This is a genomic window from Amycolatopsis sp. NPDC049252, assembly GCF_043197175.1.
GTDB lineage: Bacteria > Actinomycetota > Actinomycetes > Mycobacteriales > Pseudonocardiaceae > Amycolatopsis.
Genome location: NZ_JBICSQ010000014.1, coordinates 141,446 through 160,717 on the forward strand (window position 1 = coordinate 141,446; position 19,272 = coordinate 160,717).

The window sequence follows — 19,272 nt, forward strand, 5'->3', positions numbered from 1 at the left end:
AGCCTACGGGCTAGGGTCGGGCGGGTGCGCTTGCTCTTCACCTCTCTGGGGTCCTTCGGTCACACGTTCCCGCTCCTCCCGCTGGCGCTCGCCGCGCGCGACGCGGGCCACGACGTCGTCTTCGCCACCTCGGAAGACTTCCTGCCACAGCTGCGGAAAGCCGGGCTCGAGACGGCCGCCGCCGGGCTCGCCATCAAGGACGCCTTCGGCCGGGCGTTCGCCGGAGCCGGCCCGGCCGGGCCGCGGCGCCCGCCGGGTGAGATCCCGCCGGAGGTCCTCGGCCCGATCGTCGCGAAGGTGTTCGGCGACCTCATGCCGAAGCGGTTCGTCGCCGACCTGCTGGCGGTGTTCGGCCACGCCCGCCCGGACCTGGTCGTGAGCGAGATCGGCAACTCCGGCGGCGTGTTCGCGGCGATGAAGGCCGGGATCCCCGTGGTGACGCACGGTTTCGGCCGGGTCTCCGGCGACGACCCGATGGTCACGCAGATCCGCGGCGCGATCCGAGCGAACGCCGCGGACCTGGGCATCACCCTCGACGAGGACCTGACGTCCAGTGGCCGGGTCATCGACATCTGCCCGGAATCGGTGCAGGAGCCCGGTTTCCTGGCGCGGGCGCAGCGCGTGCCGCTGCGGCCGGTCGGCTGGAGTGAGCCCGGCGAGCTGCCCGCGGGTGTGCTGGACAAGCGGCGCCCGCTCGTCTACCTGACGCTCGGCACGGCGATGGGCCACGCCGGCGTGCTGGGCGCGGCGATCGCCGGACTGTCCGGTTTGGACGTCGACGTGCTGGTCGCCACCGGCCCGACCGTCGACCCGGCCGCGCTGGGCGAGGTCCCGGCGAACGTACGGCTCGAGGCGTGGGTGCCGCAGTCGGCGCTGCTGCCGCACGTCGACCTGGTGGTGCACCACGGCGGCAGCGGCACGACGCTGGGCGCGTTCGGCGCGGGCGTCGGCCAGCTGCTGCTCCCGCAGGGCGCCGACCAGTTCGCCAACGCCGACGCGGTGCTCGCGGCGGGCGTCGGCGACCGCCTGCTCGGCGAGGACGTCACCGCGGACGCCGTCGCGGAAAAGGCCCGCCGGCTTCTGACGGACCCGTCGGTCCGCTCCTCGGCTACCACCCTGGCCGCGGAGGTCGCGGCCATGCCGTCCCCGGCCGAAGTCGCCGCCCAGCTCCCGTCGTTCGCCTGAAAGCCGTGAAGGCCTCCTTCCCGGCCATAAGCGCCGGTAAGGAGGCCTTCACGGCTCTTGTGGTCAGGCGCGGGCGACGAGGTCGCGCAGCAGTGAGCCCATGCGGGTTGCCGCCGCGCGGCCGGCTTCCAGCACCTCTTCGTGGTTGAGCGGCTCGCCCGTCATGCCCGCGGCCAGGTTCGTCACCAGCGAGAGGCCGAAGACCTCGACGCCGGCGGCGCGGGCCGCGATGGCCTCCAGGACCGTCGACATGCCGACGAGGTCCGCGCCCAGGGTGCGCAGCATGTGGATCTCGGCGGGCGTCTCGAAGTGCGGCCCGGTCAGGCCGGCGTAGACGCCTTCCTCGAGCGACGGGTCGATTTCGCGGGCGATCGTCCGCAGCCGCGCCGAGTAGAGGTCCGTCAGGTCGACGAAGTTCGCACCGACGATCGGGGAGCGCGCGGTCAGGTTGAGGTGGTCGGAGATCAGCACCGGCTGCCCGACCTGGAAGCCCTGGCGCAGCCCGCCGGCCGCGTTGGTCAGCAGCACCGTGCGGGCGCCGGCGGCCGCGGCGGTGCGCACGTTGTGCACCACCGGGTCGATGCCCTTGCCCTCGTAGAAGTGCGTGCGGCCGAGCAGGATCAGCGCCCGGCGGTCGCCGACGCGCACCGAGCGCACCGTCCCGCCGTGGCCGACCGCGCTCGGCGCTTCGAACCCGGGCAGGTCGCCCAGCGGGATCTCCGCTTCGGGCTCCCCGATGACGTCCGCGGCCGGGCGCCAGCCCGAACCGAGCACGACGGCGATGTCGTGCTTGTCCACCCCAGTGCGGTCGGCGATGACGGCCGCGGCTTCCTGTGCGCTCATGCCCGCGAGCGTATCCGGACGCTCCGGACGACCAGGAACACCACCAGCCCGAACGGCGAAAGAAAGATCGTCAGCAGCAGGATCGGGCTGACGATCCACGGCGAGATCGCCAGCGAGCGGGCCTCGAAGTACATCCACCGCGCGATGAACAGGTCGAACGCGATGAGGTGCGCCCAGACGAGCCCGGCGCCCCACGGGGTGGCCAGCAGCGTCTGCAGCACGCCGAGGTCGGGCCGGAGCATCGCCCGCCCCCACTCCGCGAAGTGCGGCAGGACGAGCCCGAAGTAGCAGATCAGCGGCAGCAGTGGCACCCACGGCGACCGCATGATCCGGGCCGTCCGGCCCCATTTCGGCAGCAGGATCATGAGCGCCCAGAACGGTGTCGCCAGCGGGAACGCCCAGGTGAACAGGGCCATCACGCCGCCACCCGGGCCGGGGCCCGCACGACGGCCCACGCGCTCAGCCCGACGGCGGCCACGAGCGCCGCGGCCGCGCTCAGCGTCACGCCGTCCGGGTGCACGATCGACTGCGCCCGCAGCGCCTGCCAGGTGACCAGCGCGATCAGGCCCGCGTACCCGGCGGCACCGATCAGGACGAGCCGTGCGCGGACGACGTCGTCGCGCAGCCGCGGGAACCGTGAGGTCAGCGCGAGCAGTGCGATGGCCAGCAGCGGCAGCGCCTGCAGGGCGTGCATTCCGACGAAGTGCGGGATCCGCAGGTCGCCGCCGACCGTGGTCCAGCCGAGGATCGGGAGACCGGGGCCGCCGTCGGCCAGGCCGACCGTGTGCGCGCCGACCATGTCCGGCGTGCCACCGGACTTCCACCGCGCCAGCTGCTGCGCGGTCGGGCTCGTCATCAGCATGCCGAGCGAGATCCCGACGAGCGACAGGACGGCGCCGGCGCGCACGGCCCAGAAGCTCGCGCGGTCGGCGACCTTCGTGACCATGACCAGGACGGTCAGCGCGAACGTCGCCAGCCAGAGGCCGATGATCATCTTGCCCATGACGCTGTAGATCGTGGCGTCCAGCGGGGTCGCGTTGTTGAAGTGGCTCGCCCGGCCGCGGGCGGCCTGGACCACCAGCAGGACGTACTCGCCGGTGAAGATCACCACGAGCGCGTTCGTCAGCCGGCCCGCGGTGCGGCGGAACCGCGGCAGCAGCGAGACCAGCCAGCTCCACGTGAGGAAGTAGAGGCTGCCGGAGATCGCGAACTTGAGCGGCTTGGCCCAGATCGGCGCGCCTTCGAGGGTCCGGTGGTCGACCAGCAGCGCGGCGACGCAGAGCACGGCCACCACGCCGTAGGCGAAGCCGGTGTACCGCGACGGTGGGTGCCACCCGCGGGTTCTCGTCCGGAGATCGGCAAGGATGGTCATGGTTCCTCCCAGAATGGATAGTCAAGCTCTCCGTTATGGGAAGTTAAGCTATCCATGCTGAGAAGTCTTCAGGGTTGCCCCTGAGGCCGACCCCGGAATCGCAAGCAGAATCGGAGCGGAAACCCATGCGGATGGCCGAACTGAGCGCCGAGTCGGGGGTGCCGGTCGCGACCGTCAAGTACTACCTGCGCGAGGGCCTGCTGCCGCCGGGCGAGCGCACCAGCCCGAACCAGGCCCGGTACTCGGCGACGCACGTCCAGCGGCTGCGGCTGATCAAGGCCCTCACCGAGGTGGGTGGGATGTCGCTGGCCTCGGTCGGCGCGGTGCTCGAAGCGATCGACGGCGACAAGACCCCGCACCGCACGATGGGCGTCGTCCAGGAGGAGCTGGCCGGCACTCCGCCCCAGGTGTCCGACGAGGCCGCCGAGTGGGCGTGGGAGCTGCTCGACGGGATCGTCCGCCGCAACGGCTGGGGCGAGCTGAAGCGCAAGCACGCCGGGGTCGTGAACCTCGTCGCGGCGCTGGCCACGGCCAAGGAGCTGGGCCACGAGAAGCTGGCGGAGCACCTCGAGGAGTACGCGCACCTGGCGTTGCGCGTCGCGGAGCTGGACGTCGACACAGTGACGGGCCTGACGTCGTTCGACAAGATCATCGAGGCCGGGCTGGTCGTGACGGTACTGGGCGACCGCATCTTCGCCGGCCTGCGTCACCTCGGCCAGGAGCTGCTGTCCCGCGAGGTGCTCGGCGACGTTCCCGACTAACCGAGGCCCAGGACCTCGCCGGGTTCGGCCAGCACGGTCGGGAACCACACGCACACCCGAAAACGCGCTCGAAGCGGCGCCGTCCTCGGGCCCGGTCACACCGGCACGCGGATCGTCGACGTGCCGTCCGGGCACCACTACGTCAGCGCGCCGGCCGCCATCGCCCCGACGAAGACGTACCTGGTCATCAGCCGTCGATGGTCAGCGACCGGGCGACGGGCTCGAAGACGTCCTTACGGGTGGCGTCCTCCTGCTCGGTCGGGGCGGTGACCGAGAAGACCCACAGGCTCGTGCCCGCCTTGATCAGGTTCATGAACGTCACGCGGGTGACGCTGGTCTCGGTGCCCTTGTCGGTCGTGCGGAAGGTCAGCGTGGTCCCGTTCGGCACGGGTTCCGGCGGGAAGAGGAAGAACCCGTCGGACGGGTAGAGCAGCTTCAGCTGGTCGATGTACGCCTGGTCACTGGGGTAGTCGTCGAAGTAGTTCGCCAGCCGTTCCAGCCGGATCGCGCGGCGGCCGTCCTCCGAGACGTACTGGACGACCGTGCTCGCTCCGAACCGCGCGTCGTGCGGGGCGACGAACTTCTGCCAGCCCTTCGGCACGTCGAGGCCGAACTGGCCGCCCTTGGCGCCGGTCGCGATGCTCGCATCGCCGGTCTGGCGCACCAGCTCGGGCGGCGGCAGCTCGGTGGTCCCGTTCGACGTCTCCCGCGGCGCGGCGGCCGGTGGCAGCAGCGGCTCGCCGCCGACCGTCCTGGCCAGCGCGAACCCGCCGCCCGCGGCGACGAGGAAGAGCAGGACCGCGACGGCGACGAGCGCGGCGGTGGCCGCGGCGCTGCGCCGGCCCGGCCGCGGCGCGGGTGGTGGAGGTGGTGGCGGCGGGACGTAGACGGTGGCCGCCTGCGACGGCGGCTTCAGGAACGGCAGCGGGCCCGGGTCGGTCGCGAGCTCGGCGCTCTTCTCGGCCTTCTTCTCGACCTTCTCCGGCAGGACGGTCTTGATCACCTGCGTGTCGGTGGCGTCCGGCTGCGCGGAGGTCTTCTTGCCGTCCGGCGTGCGGAACAGCTCGGGCCCGAACAGGTCGAGCGCGGTCTTCGTCTGCAGCGGGTACAGCCGGTGCCGGACGTCGCGCAGGGTGATCCGCTTGTCCGGCTCCTTCCGCATCAGCGCCGAGATGACGTCGGCGAGCGGACCGGCCTTCGGCTTGGGCACCTTCCCGTTGACGACCTTGCCGACGGTCTCCAGCGGGTCGCCGTCGGCGTCGTACGGCGGTGCGCCCTCGACCGCGGCGAACAGCGTCGCGCCCAGGCCCCACAGGTCCGCGGCGGGTGTGACGGGACCGCCCGAGGCGACCTCCGGCGCGATGTAGGCGGGGGAGCCGAGCATGATCCCGGTGCGGGTCATGGTCGCTTCGGAGACGTTGCGGGCGATGCCGAAGTCGGTCAGCTTGATCCGGCCGTCGCTGGCCACGAGGACGTTGCCCGGCTTGACGTCGCGGTGGGTGATGCCGGCGGCGTGCGCGGCCTCCAGCGCGGAGGCGACGGCGATGCCCATCGCGGCGGCCTGCTCGACGGTCAGCGGCCCGTGGTCGCGCAGGATGTGCGCCAGGCTGCGCGAGGGCAGCAGCTCCATCACCACGAACGGCTGGTCGTTCTCGCGGGCGACGTCGTGCAGGATGATCACGTTCGGGTGCGACAGCACGGCGATCGCGCGGGCCTCGCGCAGAGTGCGTTCCCGCAGTTCGTCGGCCTGCGAAGAGGGGATGCCCGGCGGCACCTTCATCTCCTTGACGGCCACCTGGCGGTGCAGGAACTCGTCGTACGCCGACCAGACGGTGCCCATCGACCCGGAACCCAGCACCGAGCGCAGCCGGTAGCGACCGGCGACCAGTCGTGTCTCTTCGCTGGAGGGGGGCACCCGCCAATTGTGTCGTACCCGGATCCGACCCCTACCACCCCCAGGGGCGACCAGACTCACAGGATCTCCGTGTCGAGTGCCTCTACCATCACTGGGTATGACTGAACTGGCCGGTCCGGAGTCAGCGCCGATCTCCGAACTCGACCTGGCGGCCGAGTTTCCCCAGGCGACACGGGTGCAGTGGCAGGAGCTCGTCGCCGGCGTCCTGCGCAAGAGCGGCAGGCTGCCGGAGGACTTCACGGGCGCCCCGGAGAGCAAGCTCGTCACGCGGACCTACGACGGGATCGAGATCCAGCCGTTGTACACGGCGGACGACGTACCCGCGGAAAGCGGCTTCCCCGGGCTGCCGCCGTTCGTGCGCGGCGCGCGGCCGCAGGGGCAGGTGACCACGGGCTGGGACGTGCGGGCCCGCTTCACCGGCACCGACGCTCGCGCCGTCAACCAGGCCATCCTCGCCGACCTCGAAGGCGGCGTCACGTCCATCTGGCTGACCGTGGCGCCCGCGGACCTGGCCGACGCGCTGAACGAGGTCTACCTCGACCTGGCGCCGGTCGTCCTGGACGCCGGGTCTTCGTACGAAGCGGCGGCGGACGCGCTGTTCGAACTGTTCGCCGAGCGGGAGATCCCGGCGAGCGAAGCCACCGCCGTGCTCGGCGCCGACCCGATCGGCCTCGCGGCCCGGACCGGTGCCGAGGTCGTGCTGGAACCGGCCGCCGCGCTGGCCGTGCGTGTCGCCGCGAAGTACCCGAAGGTGCGCACGATCGTCGCCGACGGCCTTCCGTTCCACGAAGCGGGCGGCTCGGACGCGCAGGAGCTGGGTGCGCTGGTCGCCGCCGGCGTCACCTACCTGCGGGCCCTGACGGACGCCGGCCTGGACGCCGAGACCGCGGCCGGGCAGCTGGAGTTCCGGATCGCCGCGACCGCCGACCAGTTCTCGACCATCGCCAAGCTGCGCGCGGGCCGCCGCCTCTGGGCGCGCGTCGCCGAAGTGTGCGGCTTCTCCTCGCCGATGCGCCAGCACGCCGTGACGTCGCCGGCGATGCTGAGCCGGCGCGACCCGTGGGTGAACATGCTGCGCACGACCGTCGCCTGCTTCGGCGCGGGCGTCGGCGGCGCGGACGCCGTCACGGTGCTGCCGTTCGACGCCGCCATCGGCCGGGCCGACGCGTTCTCCGCGCGGATCGCCCGCAACACCCACGCCGTGCTGCTGGAGGAGTCCAAGCTGGCCGGGGTGGTCGACCCGGCGGGCGGCTCCTGGTACGTCGAGAAGCTCACCGAAGACCTCGCCCGCGTCGCGTGGGACGAGTTCACCACGATCGAGGGCGCGGGCGGCCTGGTCGCCGAGCTCGCCTCCGGCGCGCTGGCCGAGCGGCTGGCCGCGACGTGGGAGAAGCGCGCGAAGCGGCTCGCCACCCGGCGCGACCCGCTCACCGGCGTCAGCGAGTTCCCGAACCTGAACGAGAAGCCGGTGAAGCGGGAACCACTGGAGTCCCCTGTGGACGGTGGCCTGCCGCGGCACCGCTACGCCGAGGGCTTCGAGGTCCTGCGCGACGCGTCCGACGCGTACCTGGCCGCGAACGGCGAGCGGCCGAAGGTCTTCCTCGCCACCCTCGGCCCGGTCGCCGCGCACACCGCGCGGGCCGGGTTCGCCGCCAACCTGTTCCAGGCGGGCGGGATCGAGGCGGTCAACCCGGGCGCGACCGACGACCTGCCCGGCGCGTTCCGGGCGTCCGGCGCCAAGGTCGCCTGCCTGTGCGGCACCGACGACGCCTACGCGGCGCAGGCCGCCGAAGTCGCGGCGTCGTTGGGCGCCGACCACGTACTACTGGCGGGCAAGGGGTCCTACGACGGCGTCGACGGCAACGTCTTCGCCGGCTGCGACGCCCTGGAAGTCCTCACCGGTCTGCACACCGAGCTGGGAGTCTCGCGATGACCATCCCCAACTTCGCCGGCATCGACCTCGGCACCCCGCCGCCCGCCGACCGTGAGGCCTGGGCGCGTGCGGTGCAGGAAGCCACCGGCAAGGGCCCGGACGCGCTGGCCTGGGAGACCCCCGAGGGCATCGGCGTCAAGCCCGTCTACACCGCCGCGGACCTGTCCGATGTGGACTTCCTCGACACCTACCCCGGCATCGCGCCCTACCTGCGCGGGCCGTACCCGACGATGTACGTCAACCAGCCCTGGACCATCCGCCAGTACGCCGGGTTCTCCACCGCCGAGGAGTCCAACGCCTTCTACCGCCGCAACCTCGCGGCCGGGCAGAAGGGCCTGTCGGTCGCCTTCGACCTGGCCACCCACCGCGGCTACGACTCCGACCACCCGCGCGTCTCCGGCGACGTCGGCATGGCGGGCGTCGCCATCGACTCCATCTACGACATGCGACAGCTCTTCGACGGCATCCCGCTGGACAAGATGTCCGTGTCGATGACGATGAACGGCGCGGTGCTGCCGGTGCTCGCGCTCTACGTCGTCGCGGCCGAGGAGCAGGGGGTGAAGCCGGAGCAGCTCGCGGGGACCATCCAGAACGACATCCTCAAGGAGTTCATGGTCCGCAACACCTACATCTACCCGCCGCAGCCGTCGATGCGGATCATCTCCGACATCTTCTCCTACACCTCGCAGCACATGCCGAAGTACAACTCGATCTCCATCTCCGGCTACCACATGCAGGAAGCCGGGGCGACCGCCGACCTCGAGCTGGCCTACACCCTCGCCGACGGCGTCGAGTACATCCGCGCGGGCACCGAGGCCGGGCTGGACGTCGACAAGTTCGCGCCGCGGCTGTCGTTCTTCTGGGCGATCGGCATGAACTTCTTCATGGAGGTCGCGAAACTGCGCGCGGCCCGGCTGATCTGGGCGAAGCTCGTGAAGGGCTTCGACCCTAAGTCGCAGAAGTCGCTCTCGCTGCGGACGCACTCCCAGACGTCGGGCTGGTCGCTGACCGCCCAGGACGTCTACAACAACGTCGTGCGCACTTGCGTCGAGGCGATGGCCGCGACCCAGGGGCACACGCAGTCGTTGCACACCAACGCCCTCGACGAGGCGCTCGCGCTGCCCACCGACTTCTCCGCGCGGATCGCCCGCAACACGCAGCTGCTGCTGCAGCAGGAATCCGGCACCACGCGGGTGATCGACCCGTGGGGCGGCAGCGCCTTCGTCGAGAAGCTGACCTACGACCTCGCGCGCAAGGCGTGGGGCCACATCAGCGAGGTCGAGCAGGCCGGCGGCATGGCCAAGGCGATCGACGCGGGCATCCCGAAGCTGCGCATCGAGGAGGCCGCGGCCCGCACGCAGGCCCGGATCGACTCGGGACGGCAGCCGGTGATCGGCGTCAACAAGTACCAGGTCACCAGCGACGAAGACATCGAAGTCCTGAAGGTCGACAACGCCGGCGTCCGGACGCAGCAGCTCGAGAAGCTGCGGCGGCTGCGCTCCGAACGCGACGCCGACGCGACCGAGGACGCGTTGCGGCGGCTCACCGAGGGCGCCGGGAACGGCGGCAACCTCCTGGAGCTGGCCATCGGCGCGGCCCGCGCCAAGGCCACGGTCGGCGAGATCTCCGACGCGCTGGAGAAGCTCTGGGGCCGCCACTCCGGCCAGATCCGGACGATCTCGGGCGTCTACCGCGAAGAGGTGGGGAAGTCGCAGAACGTCGAAAAGGCCCGCTCACTGGTCGAGGAGTTCGCCGCGGAAGAGGGACGCCGGCCGCGGATCCTCGTCGCGAAGATGGGCCAGGACGGCCACGACCGCGGCCAGAAGGTGATCGCCACCGGCTTCGCCGACATCGGCTTCGACGTCGACGTCGGCCCGCTGTTCTCCACCCCGGCCGAGGTCGCCCGCCAGGCGATTGAGGCGGACGTCCACGTCGTCGGGGTGTCCTCGTTGGCCGCCGGGCACCTCTCGCTGGTGCCGGCGCTGCGGCACGAGCTCGCCGAGCTGGGCCGCGAGGACATCATGGTCGTGGTCGGCGGCGTGATCCCGCCGCAGGACTACCCGGCGCTGCGCGAGGCCGGGGCGGCGGCGATCTTCGGTCCCGGCACGGTGCTCGCGGACGCGGCCATCGACCTGCTCGGCCAGCTCTCGGCGCAGGAGTCCTGACCGTTGCCGCGCAAGATCGACGTCACCGCCTACGCCAAGGGCGTCCTGGCGGGTGACCGCGGCACGCTGTCGAAGGCGATCACGCTGGTCGAATCCCAGCGCGAGGACCACCGGGCGCAGGCGCAGGAGCTGCTCGTCGAGCTGCTGCCTTCGTCGGGTGGCGCGCGGCGGATCGGCATCACCGGTGTCCCCGGTGTCGGCAAGTCGACATTCATCGACCAGCTGGGCACCGACCTGACGGCGTCCGGGCACCGGGTGGCCGTGCTGGCGGTCGACCCGTCGTCGACGCGCACCGGCGGCTCGATCCTCGGCGACAAGACCCGGATGGCACGCCTGGCCGTCGACGACCGGGCGTTCATCCGCCCGTCGCCGACGTCCGGGACACTCGGCGGCGTCGCGCGGGCGACCCGCGAGACGATCGTGCTGATGGAGGCGGCCGGCTTCGACATCGTGCTGGTCGAGACCGTCGGGGTAGGACAGTCCGAAGTGGCCGTGGCGAACATGGTCGACTGCTTCGTGTTCCTGACCCTCGCTCGCACCGGCGACCAGCTCCAGGGCATCAAGAAGGGCGTGCTGGAGCTGGCCGACGTCATCGCCGTCAACAAGGCCGACGGCGACCACGAGCGCGACGCCAAGCGGGCGGCGCGGGAGCTTTCGGGTGCCCTGCGGATGATTTACGGCCCCGACGCGTCGTGGACGCCACCCGTGCTGACCTGCAGCGGACTGCACAACCTGCGGCTCGACGAGGTGTGGGGCGCGATCGAGCAGCACCGTGACACGCTCACGGCGTCCGGCGAGCTGGCCGCCCGGCGGCGGCAGCAGCAGGTCGACTGGACGTGGTCGATGGTTCGTGAACAACTGCTCAGTCGGCTGGCGGCGCATCCGGACGTGCGAACGGTCGTTCCCGACGTCGAGCGGGCGGTGCGCGACGGTGAACTGACGGCTACCCTCGGTGCACAGCGGATCCTCGACGCGTTCGGTGGCTGACCGAGGGGCACCGCGCGGGCACAATGCCGGTTGACCGCCGGTCGTGGCGAAGGGATGACATGGCGAAGTTGCGGGGTCTGGTCCTGGTCGGGCTGCTGGGTGCGGTGCTGTTCACCGCGTCGCCGGCGCAGGCCGAGCCGGTGCGGCCGGTGGCCGTCACCGTGACCGTGGCGCACGCCGGGATGGCGCCCGCGCTCGCGCAGACCCAGCCGCCCGGACCGGTGCTCGACCCGGCCCAGACCGACAAGGCCAACAGCGAGAAGACCAAGAACAAGCTGGTCGCCGGGCTGGTCGCGGTCGTCCTGCTCGGCATCGTGGTCTGGGGGCGGCGGATCCGGTCGAAGAAGGCCAAAGGGTCGTAACCCTGCGTCCGGACGGGCGAGCAGCGGTCGGCGTTCGCCTTGGCCGAACTACTGCACACCGTTCAACGCAGATCAGCTACCGGCCGTCTAGGACGCCTCGTTTCGAGGCGCGGCTTGCCGCCTGCATGGTGCACGATCGTCTGCAAATGCGTACGACAGAACGATCGGCACGTTGCGTGACCCCAGCCGCTGCGCGGGTTACCCGTGTTGCGGGAGGAGGTGCGGCGTGACGGTGCTCGACTCACGACCGGACGTTCCAGGCGACCCCCACGGGCGCATCATCACCCCTATCGAGGGGCCGGAGGCGCTCATTTCCGAAGCCGGCGTAACCATGGCTCCCGTGGAGGACCTTGGTGCGGGCCGCGGCCCGTTCTGGCTCGACGACTGGCTCCGGGCCAACGCGACGGACGTGCTCGCCTGGCGCAGGCACATCCACGCGCACCCGGAGCTGTCGCGGCACGAGTTCGCGACGACCGAACTGGTCGTCACGCTGCTGCGCGCCGTCGGCCTGAAGCCGTGGGTGCTGCCCGGCGGCACCGGCGTCGTCTGCGACATCGGCAGTGGCGAGAAGTGCGTGGCGCTGCGCGCGGACATGGATGCGCTGCCGCTCACCGAGGCGACCGGCCTGCCCTACGCGTCGACCGTCGAAGGCGCGGCGCACATGTGCGGCCACGACGCCCACACGGCGATCCTGCTCGGCGCGGCCCGCGCCCTGGCCGGCGCGCCGGAGCTGCCCGGCAAGGTGCGGCTGATCTTCCAGGCCGCCGAGGAGGTCATGCCCGGCGGAGCGCTGGACATGATCGCCGCGGGCGCCCTGGAGGGCGTCGACCGGATCTACGGCCTGCACGTCGACCCGCGGCTCGAGGTCGGCCAGGTCGGCATGCGCGTCGGCGCCCTGACGTCGGCCGCGGACCTGATCGAGCTGCGCCTGACGTCGCCGGGCGGGCACACGTCCCGGCCGCACCTGACCGCCGACCTGGTGCACGCCCTCGGCACGGTGATCACGTCACTGCCGTCGGTGCTGTCCCGGCGCGTCGACCCCCGCTCCGGCACGGTCCTCGTCTGGGGCGCGGTCCACGCGGGCCAGGCGGCCAACGCCGTCCCGCAGGACGGTCTCCTGCGCGGCACGCTGCGCACGGCGGACCACGAGGTCTGGACGGCCCTGGAGCCGCTGGTCGCCTCGTCGGTGGAGTCCCTGCTGGCCCCCACGGGCGTCGGCTTCCACCTGGACTACCGCCGCGGCGTCCCTCCGGTGGTCTCCGACCCGGACTCCACGGCCCTGATGCGCGCAGGCGTCGAGGCGGCCCTGGGCGAGAACGCGGTGGCCGGCACCGAGCAGTCCTCGGGCGGCGAAGACTTCGGCTGGTACCTGGAACACGTCCAGGGAGCGTTCGCCCGCCTGGGCGTCTGGCCAGGCGCCCCCGAACCCCAGTCGGACATCCACCGCCCGACCTTCATCCTGGACGAGCGAGCCCTGGCCTGCGGAGTCCGAACCCTGGTCCACACGGCCCTAGCCACCCTCGCCTAACCCGTGTCGTCCATCCAGGTACGCGTGTCGTCCGCCTAGGTACGCGTGTCGTCCGTCTGAGTACGGGCTGACTATCCCCAGGTTATCCACAGGCGGGTAGTTATCCACAGATGTTGGATCAGGCCCTTCCGATGATCATCGGAAGGGCCTGATCCTTGACCTCATGACGGACTTGGGAGGACGACACGGTGCGGCCACGCGACGCCGCGCCGTCGAGGAAATGGGCCAGCGCGCGGTACGTGAGGCACTGGCGAGTGGCCTGCTTTCGCAACCGTGGCGTGGTGTCGTCATGCGCGCCGAAAATGCCCTCAAACTGGTGACGATGGCCGAGGCGGCGCTGCTCGTCATTGGTGACCCGGTTGTGCTGTCCGGTCCGACTTCCCTTGCTGTGCATGGAATTTCTGCTGCTGCGAGTACGAAGATCCATGTGACCGTGCCGTACGGGCGAAGAATCAAGTCGAAACCCGGGCTCGTCGTCCACCAGGGTTATTACCGGCCGATGGACGTGATCGAGATCGACGGGCTCGCGACCTTCCCGATCGACCTCGCCTTGGCTGATTTCCTCTGCGACGGTGATAGGCGAACAGCCTTCGCGGCACTGGACGAGGCGATGCGAGGACTGCCACCGGATCACGTCCGCAAGCTCCGGGAGAACGTTCGCGAGCGGCTCGAGGACCGCAGGGACCGACGAGGTATCCACAGGGCCTCCACCCTGCTGGACCTGGCCACAGGCATGGCCGAATCGCCACCGGAGAGCGTTCTTCGGCTGGTCGTGGTGGAGGCCGGATTCCCGGTCCCGGAGCCGCAGTACGAGATCACGGCCGTTGACGGCAGGGTCGTCTACCGGCTCGACATGGCCTGGCCATCCCGGCGGATCGCGCTGGAGTACGACGGCTATGCCGCGCACGAAGAGCGAGGAGACCGTGACGCGGACCGGGATGCTCGCATGGCGGCACGCGGTTGGATCACGATCCGCGCGGTGGCGGCGGATCTCCGGGATCCAGGTCGGTTGTTGAAGGAGCTGGAAGACGCGTTCCACCTCCGGTCCGGCTAGCCCGCGGTAGCCGGACGGACGACACGCGTACTCAGACGGACGACACGCGTACTCAGCCGGACGACACGCGTACTCAGCCGGACGACACGCGTACCTGGGTGGACGACACGGTGGTTAGCCGGTGATGCCGGAGCAGGGGCGGGTTCTGAGGTCGTCGACGTAGTCGGCGGGGGCACCTGCTGCTTCCGCGGCGTCCGCCAGGACGCCCAGGTAGCGGGCCGAAGGTAGGCCGCCTTCGTAGGCGTCCAGGACGTAGAGCCACGCCAGCACCGAGCCGTCCATGGTCTGGACTCTGAGCCGGATCTTGCTGTGCATCCCCAGCTCGCCGCCTTCCCAGCGGTCGAGGCCCGTCTCGTCCAGGGACGTGACGTCGTAGAGGACGACGAAGACCCGGGAGCCCGCGTCCTCGACGATCGTGGCCAGGGCACCTTCCCAGCCGAGGTCCTCGCCGCCGAAGGTCAGGCGCCACCCCTCCAGCCAGCCGGAGCCGGCCATCGGAGAGTGCGGCGCGCGCTCCAGCATCTGGGCGGGCTCCATGTTCGATCCGTAAGCGGCATACAACGGCACGCCGACAGCGTAGCGACCCCCCGCTCACCCGAGTGGACGCGCTCGGCGTGTTCGCCCACTTCAGTGTCCGGTCACCTTCGCCGCGTACGGTGAGACCACCGCAATCACGCACTTCGAGGAGGACCCAGGTGACCAGGATCGTGATCATGGGCGGTGGCCCGGCCGGCTACGAAGCCGCGCTGGTCGCAGCCCAGCACGGGGCCGACGTCACGATCGTCGAGCGGGACGGCCTGGGCGGCGCCTGTGTCCTCTACGACTGCGTCCCCTCGAAGACGTTCATCGCGAGCTCGGGCGCGCTGGCGAAGATGCACGACCTCGGCGAGCTCGGCATCAACACCGACATGGCCGACACGAGCATCGACCTGCCGACCGTCCACGGCCGCGTCAAGGGCCTCGCGCTGGCCCAGTCCGCCGACATCCGCGCGCGCGTCCAGCGCGAGGGCGTCCGCGTGATCATCGGCCAGGCGCGCTTCTGCGACGAAGAGCCCGGCCTGGCCACGCACAAGGTCTCCGTGACCAAGCAGGACGGCGAGACCGAGAAGCTCCCGGCCGACGTCGTCCTGATCGCCACCGGCGCCACCCCGCGCGTGCTGCCGGGCGCGGTGCCCGACGGCGAGCGCATCCTCGACTGGCGGCAGCTCTACGAGCTCCAGGAGCTGCCCGAGCACCTCGCCGTGATCGGCTCCGGCGTCACCGGCGCCGAGTTCGCGTCCGCCTACACCGAGATGGGCGTCAAGGTCACCGTCGTCTCCAGCCGCGACCGCGTGCTGCCGCACGAGGACGCCGACGCCGCCGCCGTGCTCGAAGAGGTCTTCTCGCAGCGTGGCACCACCGTGGCGAAGCAGGCGCGCGCCGACCGCGTCGAGCGCACCGAAAAGGGCGTCGAGATCCACCTCGCCGACGGCCGCGTGATCGAGGCCAGCCACGCGCTGATGACGGTCGGGTCGATCCCGAACACGGCCGACCTCGGCCTCGACAAGGTCGGCATCTCGCCCGGCCCCGGCGGGTTCATCACCGTCGACCGCGTTTCGCGCACCTCCGTTCCCGGGATCTACGCCGCCGGCGACTGCACCGGCGTGCTCATGCTCGCCTCGGTGGCGAGCATGCAGGGCCGCATCGCGATGTGGCACGCGCTGGGCGAGGGCGTCGCACCGATCAAGCTCAAGACGGTCGCCGCCAACGTCTTCACCCACCCGGAGATCGCGACCGTCGGCATCAGCCAGCACGCGATCGACTCCGGCGAGGTGCCCGCGCGCACCATCATGCTGCCCCTGGCCACCAACGCGCGCGCGAAGATGGAGGGCCTCCGCCGAGGCTTCGTCAAGCTGTTCTGCCGCCCCGCCACCGGCGTGGTCGTCGGTGGGGTCGTCGTGGCGCCGCAGGCGAGCGAGCTCATCCTTCCCATCGCGCTCGCCGTCCAGAACCAGCTCACAGTGGACCACCTGGCACTGACATTTTCGGTGTACCCGTCGCTCTCGGGCTCGATCACCGAGGCCGGGCGGCAGCTCATGCGGCACGACGATCTCGACTGATCCAGGACGCAACCCAGCCGCGCCCGTCGCGTCTTGTCGGTTGTGAGGCTGAAGGACGCGAAGGGTGCGAAGGTGCGCAAGACGTTGGTTTTCGTTGCGGCAGCGGTGATCGGGGCGACGGGGCTGGCCGCGCCGGCGACGGCGCAGAGCACCGGTCCGGCCCCCGCGCCGAGCGCCGGCAGTGTCCAGCTGAACGTCAACACCGCGATCAACCAGTCGCTGGTGGACAAGTACGTCCGGGACGCGCCGAACGTCGCGCTGGCGAAGTGCGACGGCGCCTCGCCGGCCTTCTCCTCGCCGGTCCTGACGTTCTCCAACTACACGCCGGGCCCGTTCATGGGCGCGGACGCGAACATCAGCGCCGACGCCGCTCTCAAGCCGGGCACCGCGGCCGGGACGTACCCGCTGAGCGTGACCTGCGGCGGCAAGTCCTACAGCACGCAGTTCTCGGTGCCCGCCGCTCAGGTCTCGAAGGTGCCTTCCGGTGCCGCGAAAGCTGGCGACGGCAGCATGGCCGGCTGATTCACCAGCTCGGAAAACCACCTCGGAGCCACGCTCCGGGGTGGTTTTTTCTTGCGTTCCCGCCCTTCGATTTCGCGACGTTTTCGTGACCTTCGGGCGGAACCAACCGCAGGTAGAGACGTCTTCAGGTGCGTAGGTGAGCGGATGAAACCGATGCAGGGGGAACTGCGAACGGTATCCGTCTCCCATTTCCGAGCGTAATCCACAGGGGAGAAAAGAATGAAGAACACTGCTGTCGTCGCCGGTGTCGCCGCGGCATTCCTGGTGCTCGCGCCCACCGCCGCGTTCGCGGCGGCGACGCCGGCCACCACACCGTCCGCGCCGGCCACGGCCACCACCGCGCCGGAGTACCCGGACGGCCCGATGACCCGCGTCGAGAAGCAGCTGACCGTGTCGCCGAGCAAGGCCCGGCCGGGTGCGCGGGTCAGCTTCGACTTCGGCTGCTCGACCTGGCCGAACGAGACGGTGAGCATCCGCTCGGCCGCGATCGTCCCCGGCAAGCCCGGCTTCGCGTTCGGCACCGTCACGAACGTCAAGCCCGGCAAGTACTCCGTCACCCTGCACTGCGGCATCGAGACCTCGACGACGTCGTTCGAGGTGCTCCCGGCCGGGAACCCGGCGCCGAAGCAGGTCGCCAAGGTGCCCGCGGGTGCCCCGCAGACCGGTGGCACGGACGGGCCGGTCGACGGTTCCGGCGCACCGCTGGCGGCCGCGGCCGCCATGGGGGTGCTCGCGGTCGGGGGCAGCGGCCTCGTGCTGGCCCGGCGGGCGCGGCGTCGCTGATCTTCGCGGAACCACTCCGGAGCGGGGGCTTCGGAGTGGTCCCTCCGCGGCGGTACCGTCGGGACCCAACCGAACGGGCCACCCGGACGTGTGAACTTCAGGAGCCAGGTACGGGGGAGACCATGACCACGAGGATCACGAACAGACGGGGTTACCTGATCGCGCTCGTCGTCGCGCTGCTGGCCGCGTTGGCGGTGCTGGCGCTGACGCTCGGCGGCGGGCCCGAGTCGTCCACCGCGCAGCCGCCGCCGGCCCGGCCGGTCGCGGTGAGCCCGGCACCCACGAGCGCGGCCGAGGACGCCGTCGCGGCGCTGCCCAAGTCGGAGCCCGTCTCGATCGACATCCCGAAGATCGGCGCGCACTCGTCGCTGGTCCCGCTCGGGCTCAACCCGGACAACACCGTCCAGGTGCCGCCGGTGACGACGCCGCTGCAGGCGGGCTGGTACACCTACGCGCCGACGCCCGGCGAGGTCGGCCCGGCCGTCGTGCTCGGGCACGTCGACGGCAACCACCAGAAGGGGATTTTCTTCCACCTCAAGGAGTTGGCCGCCGGTGACCGGGTTTCGGTCGCCCGCAAGGACGGCTCCACGGCGCTCTTCGAGGTGACGAAAGTGCACCAGGTACCCAAAAAGGACTTCGAAGCCGAAGGTGTCTACGACGACACGGCGGATCCCGAGCTGCGGCTGATCACCTGCGGTGGTGTCTTCGACCGCGGCGCACACAACTACGTCGACAACATCGTCGTCTACGCACGCCTGGTCCAGGGCTGATTTCCACTTTTTGTCGGTGCCCGGTGCAACACTGTGTCGGCCGTCACCCGAGGCGGCGCCGACGAGGGTAGGGAGCCGAAATGTTGTTCCGCGACGATCCGTGGCCCGAGGGGACACCCAGCTGGGTGGACCTGATGGTGCCCGACCAGGCGAAGGCGGTGGCCTTCTACAGCGGCCTGTTCGGCTGGGACGTGCAGGCGGGCGGTGAGGAGACCGGTTTCTACGGCATGGCCACGGTGGCCGGCCGTCCGGTCGCCGGAATCGGCCAGACGCCGCCCGGCCAGGAGATGCCCGCGGTGTGGACGACCTACCTCTCGGTGTCCGATGTGGACAAATCGGCGACGGCGATCACCGAGGCCAGCGGCCAGATCGTCATGCCGGTGATGGACGTGATGGAGGAAGGCCGGATGGCCGTCGCGGTCGACCCCGGCGGCGCGGCGTTCGGGCTGTGGGAGGCCGGCAACCACACGGGCACGCAGGTGACGGCGGCCCCGGGCACGATGGCCTGGAACGAGTGCATGAGCCGGGACTACCCGGCGGCGAGGGCGTTCTACGAGCAGGTCTTCGGCTACGGCATCCAGGACCTGTCGACCGACGAATTCACCTACGCGGTGCTGCTGCTCGACGGCCGCCCGGTCGGCGGCGTCGGCGCCCTGCCGGACTCCGTGCCGTCGGACGTGCCGTCGCACTGGGACACGTACTTCTCGGTGGCGGACGCCGACGCGAGCGCGGCCAGGGCGGTCGAGCTGGGCGGCCGGGCACTGGGCGAGCCGTTCGATTCGCCGTACGGCAGGCAGGTCCGGATCGCCGACGACCAGGGGGTGACCTTCCTGGTGGTGTCGCCCAACGAGCAGTCCGGCAAGCCGGAGGGCTGGGAAGACTGATCCGGCGGGCGGGGCGGGGGGGCCCGGCGGGGCGCCCGCCCGGGCCCCCCGGGGGGGGCCCCGGTTAGACCCCCCCCCCGGGGGGGGTGTGGGGGGGGTGTCCCGGTGG

The 19,272-nt window shown here is 71.1% G+C and carries 18 protein-coding genes; 13 read left to right on the forward strand and 5 right to left on the reverse strand.

All coding sequences use genetic code 11. The features are described from left to right. Nucleotides 1-24 precede the first annotated feature (24 nt). Nucleotides 25-1,185, forward strand: coding sequence for a glycosyltransferase (locus ACGFMK_RS18980; RefSeq protein ID WP_392764491.1), 1,161 nt, complete (start codon nt 25-27; stop codon nt 1,183-1,185). 63 nt (nt 1,186-1,248) lie between these two features. On the opposite strand, the gene ACGFMK_RS18985 is transcribed toward ACGFMK_RS18980, so the two are convergent. The 3 genes from ACGFMK_RS18985 to ACGFMK_RS18995 are packed head-to-tail and all read right to left on the reverse strand — an operon-like array spanning nt 1,249 to nt 3,400. Then, nucleotides 1,249-2,028 (reverse strand): purine-nucleoside phosphorylase, encoded by a 780-nt coding sequence (locus tag ACGFMK_RS18985; RefSeq protein ID WP_392764494.1) that lies wholly within the window; start codon nt 2,026-2,028, stop codon nt 1,249-1,251. Next, the gene (locus ACGFMK_RS18990; protein WP_392764497.1) at nt 2,025-2,444 is read right to left on the reverse strand and encodes an ABA4-like family protein; all 420 of its coding nucleotides are present in this window, start codon (nt 2,442-2,444) and stop codon (nt 2,025-2,027) included. The genes ACGFMK_RS18985 and ACGFMK_RS18990 overlap by 4 nt, the downstream gene beginning before the upstream one ends. Then, complete coding sequence (locus tag ACGFMK_RS18995; protein WP_392764499.1) at nt 2,444-3,400, reverse strand: hypothetical protein; 957 nt, start codon at nt 3,398-3,400, stop codon at nt 2,444-2,446. The genes ACGFMK_RS18990 and ACGFMK_RS18995 overlap by 1 nt, the downstream gene beginning before the upstream one ends. A 131-nt stretch (nt 3,401-3,531) precedes the next feature. Here ACGFMK_RS18995 and ACGFMK_RS19000 point away from each other — a divergent pair, with 131 nt between their 5' ends. Then, nucleotides 3,532-4,161, forward strand: coding sequence for a MerR family transcriptional regulator (locus ACGFMK_RS19000; protein WP_392764502.1), 630 nt, complete (start codon nt 3,532-3,534; stop codon nt 4,159-4,161). Between the two features lie 187 nt (nt 4,162-4,348). Here ACGFMK_RS19000 and ACGFMK_RS19005 read toward each other — a convergent pair whose 3' ends face one another. Beyond that, nucleotides 4,349-6,076 carry a serine/threonine-protein kinase gene (locus ACGFMK_RS19005; RefSeq protein ID WP_392764505.1) on the reverse strand — a complete coding sequence of 576 codons (1,728 nt, stop codon included), beginning with the start codon at nt 6,074-6,076 and terminating at the stop codon, nt 4,349-4,351. Between the two features lie 97 nt (nt 6,077-6,173). Here ACGFMK_RS19005 and ACGFMK_RS19010 point away from each other — a divergent pair, with 97 nt between their 5' ends. The 6 genes from ACGFMK_RS19010 (at nt 6,174) to ACGFMK_RS19035 (ending at nt 14,105) form a co-directional block, all read left to right on the forward strand. Beyond that, on the forward strand, nt 6,174-8,009 hold the full coding sequence (locus ACGFMK_RS19010) for a methylmalonyl-CoA mutase family protein (protein ID WP_392764508.1): 1,836 nt from the start codon (nt 6,174-6,176) through the stop codon (nt 8,007-8,009). After that, nucleotides 8,006-10,174 carry a methylmalonyl-CoA mutase gene (gene scpA / locus ACGFMK_RS19015; protein WP_392764511.1) on the forward strand — a complete coding sequence of 723 codons (2,169 nt, stop codon included), beginning with the start codon at nt 8,006-8,008 and terminating at the stop codon, nt 10,172-10,174. Before ACGFMK_RS19010 ends, scpA begins: the two co-directional genes overlap by 4 nt. 3 nt (nt 10,175-10,177) lie before the next feature. After that, entirely contained in the window at nt 10,178-11,161 is a 984-nt protein-coding gene (meaB, locus tag ACGFMK_RS19020) for a methylmalonyl Co-A mutase-associated GTPase MeaB (RefSeq protein ID WP_392764512.1), read from the forward strand. Between the two features lie 59 nt (nt 11,162-11,220). Then, on the forward strand, nt 11,221-11,523 hold the full coding sequence (locus tag ACGFMK_RS19025) for a hypothetical protein (protein ID WP_392764514.1): 303 nt from the start codon (nt 11,221-11,223) through the stop codon (nt 11,521-11,523). 226 nt (nt 11,524-11,749) lie between these two features. Continuing rightward, a complete protein-coding gene (locus ACGFMK_RS19030) occupies nt 11,750-13,051 on the forward strand; it encodes an amidohydrolase (protein ID WP_392764517.1) in 1,302 nt (433 codons plus the stop codon). A 220-nt stretch (nt 13,052-13,271) separates the two neighbouring features. Then, the gene (locus tag ACGFMK_RS19035) at nt 13,272-14,105 is read left to right on the forward strand and encodes a hypothetical protein (RefSeq protein WP_392764559.1); all 834 of its coding nucleotides are present in this window, start codon (nt 13,272-13,274) and stop codon (nt 14,103-14,105) included. A 114-nt stretch (nt 14,106-14,219) separates the two neighbouring features. Here the strand turns inward: ACGFMK_RS19035 and ACGFMK_RS19040 are convergent, their stop codons facing one another. Then, nucleotides 14,220-14,672: a gamma-glutamylcyclotransferase gene (locus ACGFMK_RS19040; protein ID WP_247060826.1), complete on the reverse strand. Its 453-nt coding sequence runs from the start codon at nt 14,670-14,672 to the stop codon at nt 14,220-14,222. Between the two features lie 128 nt (nt 14,673-14,800). Between ACGFMK_RS19040 and ACGFMK_RS19045 the strand changes: the two genes are divergently transcribed. The 5 genes from ACGFMK_RS19045 to ACGFMK_RS19065 all read left to right on the forward strand — a co-directional run bounded on the left by ACGFMK_RS19045 (nt 14,801) and on the right by ACGFMK_RS19065 (nt 19,163). Then, nucleotides 14,801-16,204, forward strand: a complete 1,404-nt coding sequence (locus ACGFMK_RS19045) for an NAD(P)H-quinone dehydrogenase (protein WP_328445148.1) — start codon at nt 14,801-14,803, stop codon at nt 16,202-16,204. A gap of 72 nt (nt 16,205-16,276) precedes the next feature. Next, nucleotides 16,277-16,726, forward strand: a complete 450-nt coding sequence (locus ACGFMK_RS19050) for a hypothetical protein (RefSeq protein ID WP_392764521.1) — start codon at nt 16,277-16,279, stop codon at nt 16,724-16,726. A gap of 219 nt (nt 16,727-16,945) precedes the next feature. After that, on the forward strand, nt 16,946-17,509 hold the full coding sequence (locus ACGFMK_RS19055) for a hypothetical protein (protein WP_392764524.1): 564 nt from the start codon (nt 16,946-16,948) through the stop codon (nt 17,507-17,509). 122 nt (nt 17,510-17,631) lie between these two features. Then, nucleotides 17,632-18,279, forward strand: a complete 648-nt coding sequence (locus ACGFMK_RS19060; RefSeq protein WP_392764527.1) for a class F sortase — start codon at nt 17,632-17,634, stop codon at nt 18,277-18,279. 80 nt (nt 18,280-18,359) lie between these two features. Next, nucleotides 18,360-19,163, forward strand: a complete 804-nt coding sequence (locus ACGFMK_RS19065; RefSeq protein ID WP_392764530.1) for a VOC family protein — start codon at nt 18,360-18,362, stop codon at nt 19,161-19,163. The last annotated feature ends 109 nt before the right edge of the window (nt 19,164-19,272 follow it).

Bases quoted from the DNA above. Each gene is read 5' to 3' on its own strand.
- ACGFMK_RS18985 (WP_392764494.1), bottom strand. From the start codon at position 2,028: ATGAGCGCACAGGAAGCCGCGGCCGTCATCGCCGACCGCACTGGGGTG.
- ACGFMK_RS18990 (WP_392764497.1), bottom strand. From the start codon at position 2,444: ATGGCCCTGTTCACCTGGGCGTTCCCGCTGGCGACACCGTTCTGGGCG.
- ACGFMK_RS18995 (WP_392764499.1), bottom strand. From the start codon at position 3,400: ATGACCATCCTTGCCGATCTCCGGACGAGAACCCGCGGGTGGCACCCA.
- ACGFMK_RS19000 (WP_392764502.1), top strand. From the start codon at position 3,532: ATGGCCGAACTGAGCGCCGAGTCGGGGGTGCCGGTCGCGACCGTCAAG.
- ACGFMK_RS19010 (WP_392764508.1), top strand. From the start codon at position 6,174: ATGACTGAACTGGCCGGTCCGGAGTCAGCGCCGATCTCCGAACTCGAC.
- scpA (WP_392764511.1), top strand. From the start codon at position 8,006: ATGACCATCCCCAACTTCGCCGGCATCGACCTCGGCACCCCGCCGCCC.
- ACGFMK_RS19025 (WP_392764514.1), top strand. From the start codon at position 11,221: ATGGCGAAGTTGCGGGGTCTGGTCCTGGTCGGGCTGCTGGGTGCGGTG.
- ACGFMK_RS19035 (WP_392764559.1), top strand. From the start codon at position 13,272: ATGGGCCAGCGCGCGGTACGTGAGGCACTGGCGAGTGGCCTGCTTTCG.
- ACGFMK_RS19055 (WP_392764524.1), top strand. From the start codon at position 16,946: ATGAAGAACACTGCTGTCGTCGCCGGTGTCGCCGCGGCATTCCTGGTG.
- ACGFMK_RS19060 (WP_392764527.1), top strand. From the start codon at position 17,632: ATGACCACGAGGATCACGAACAGACGGGGTTACCTGATCGCGCTCGTC.
- ACGFMK_RS19065 (WP_392764530.1), top strand. From the start codon at position 18,360: ATGTTGTTCCGCGACGATCCGTGGCCCGAGGGGACACCCAGCTGGGTG.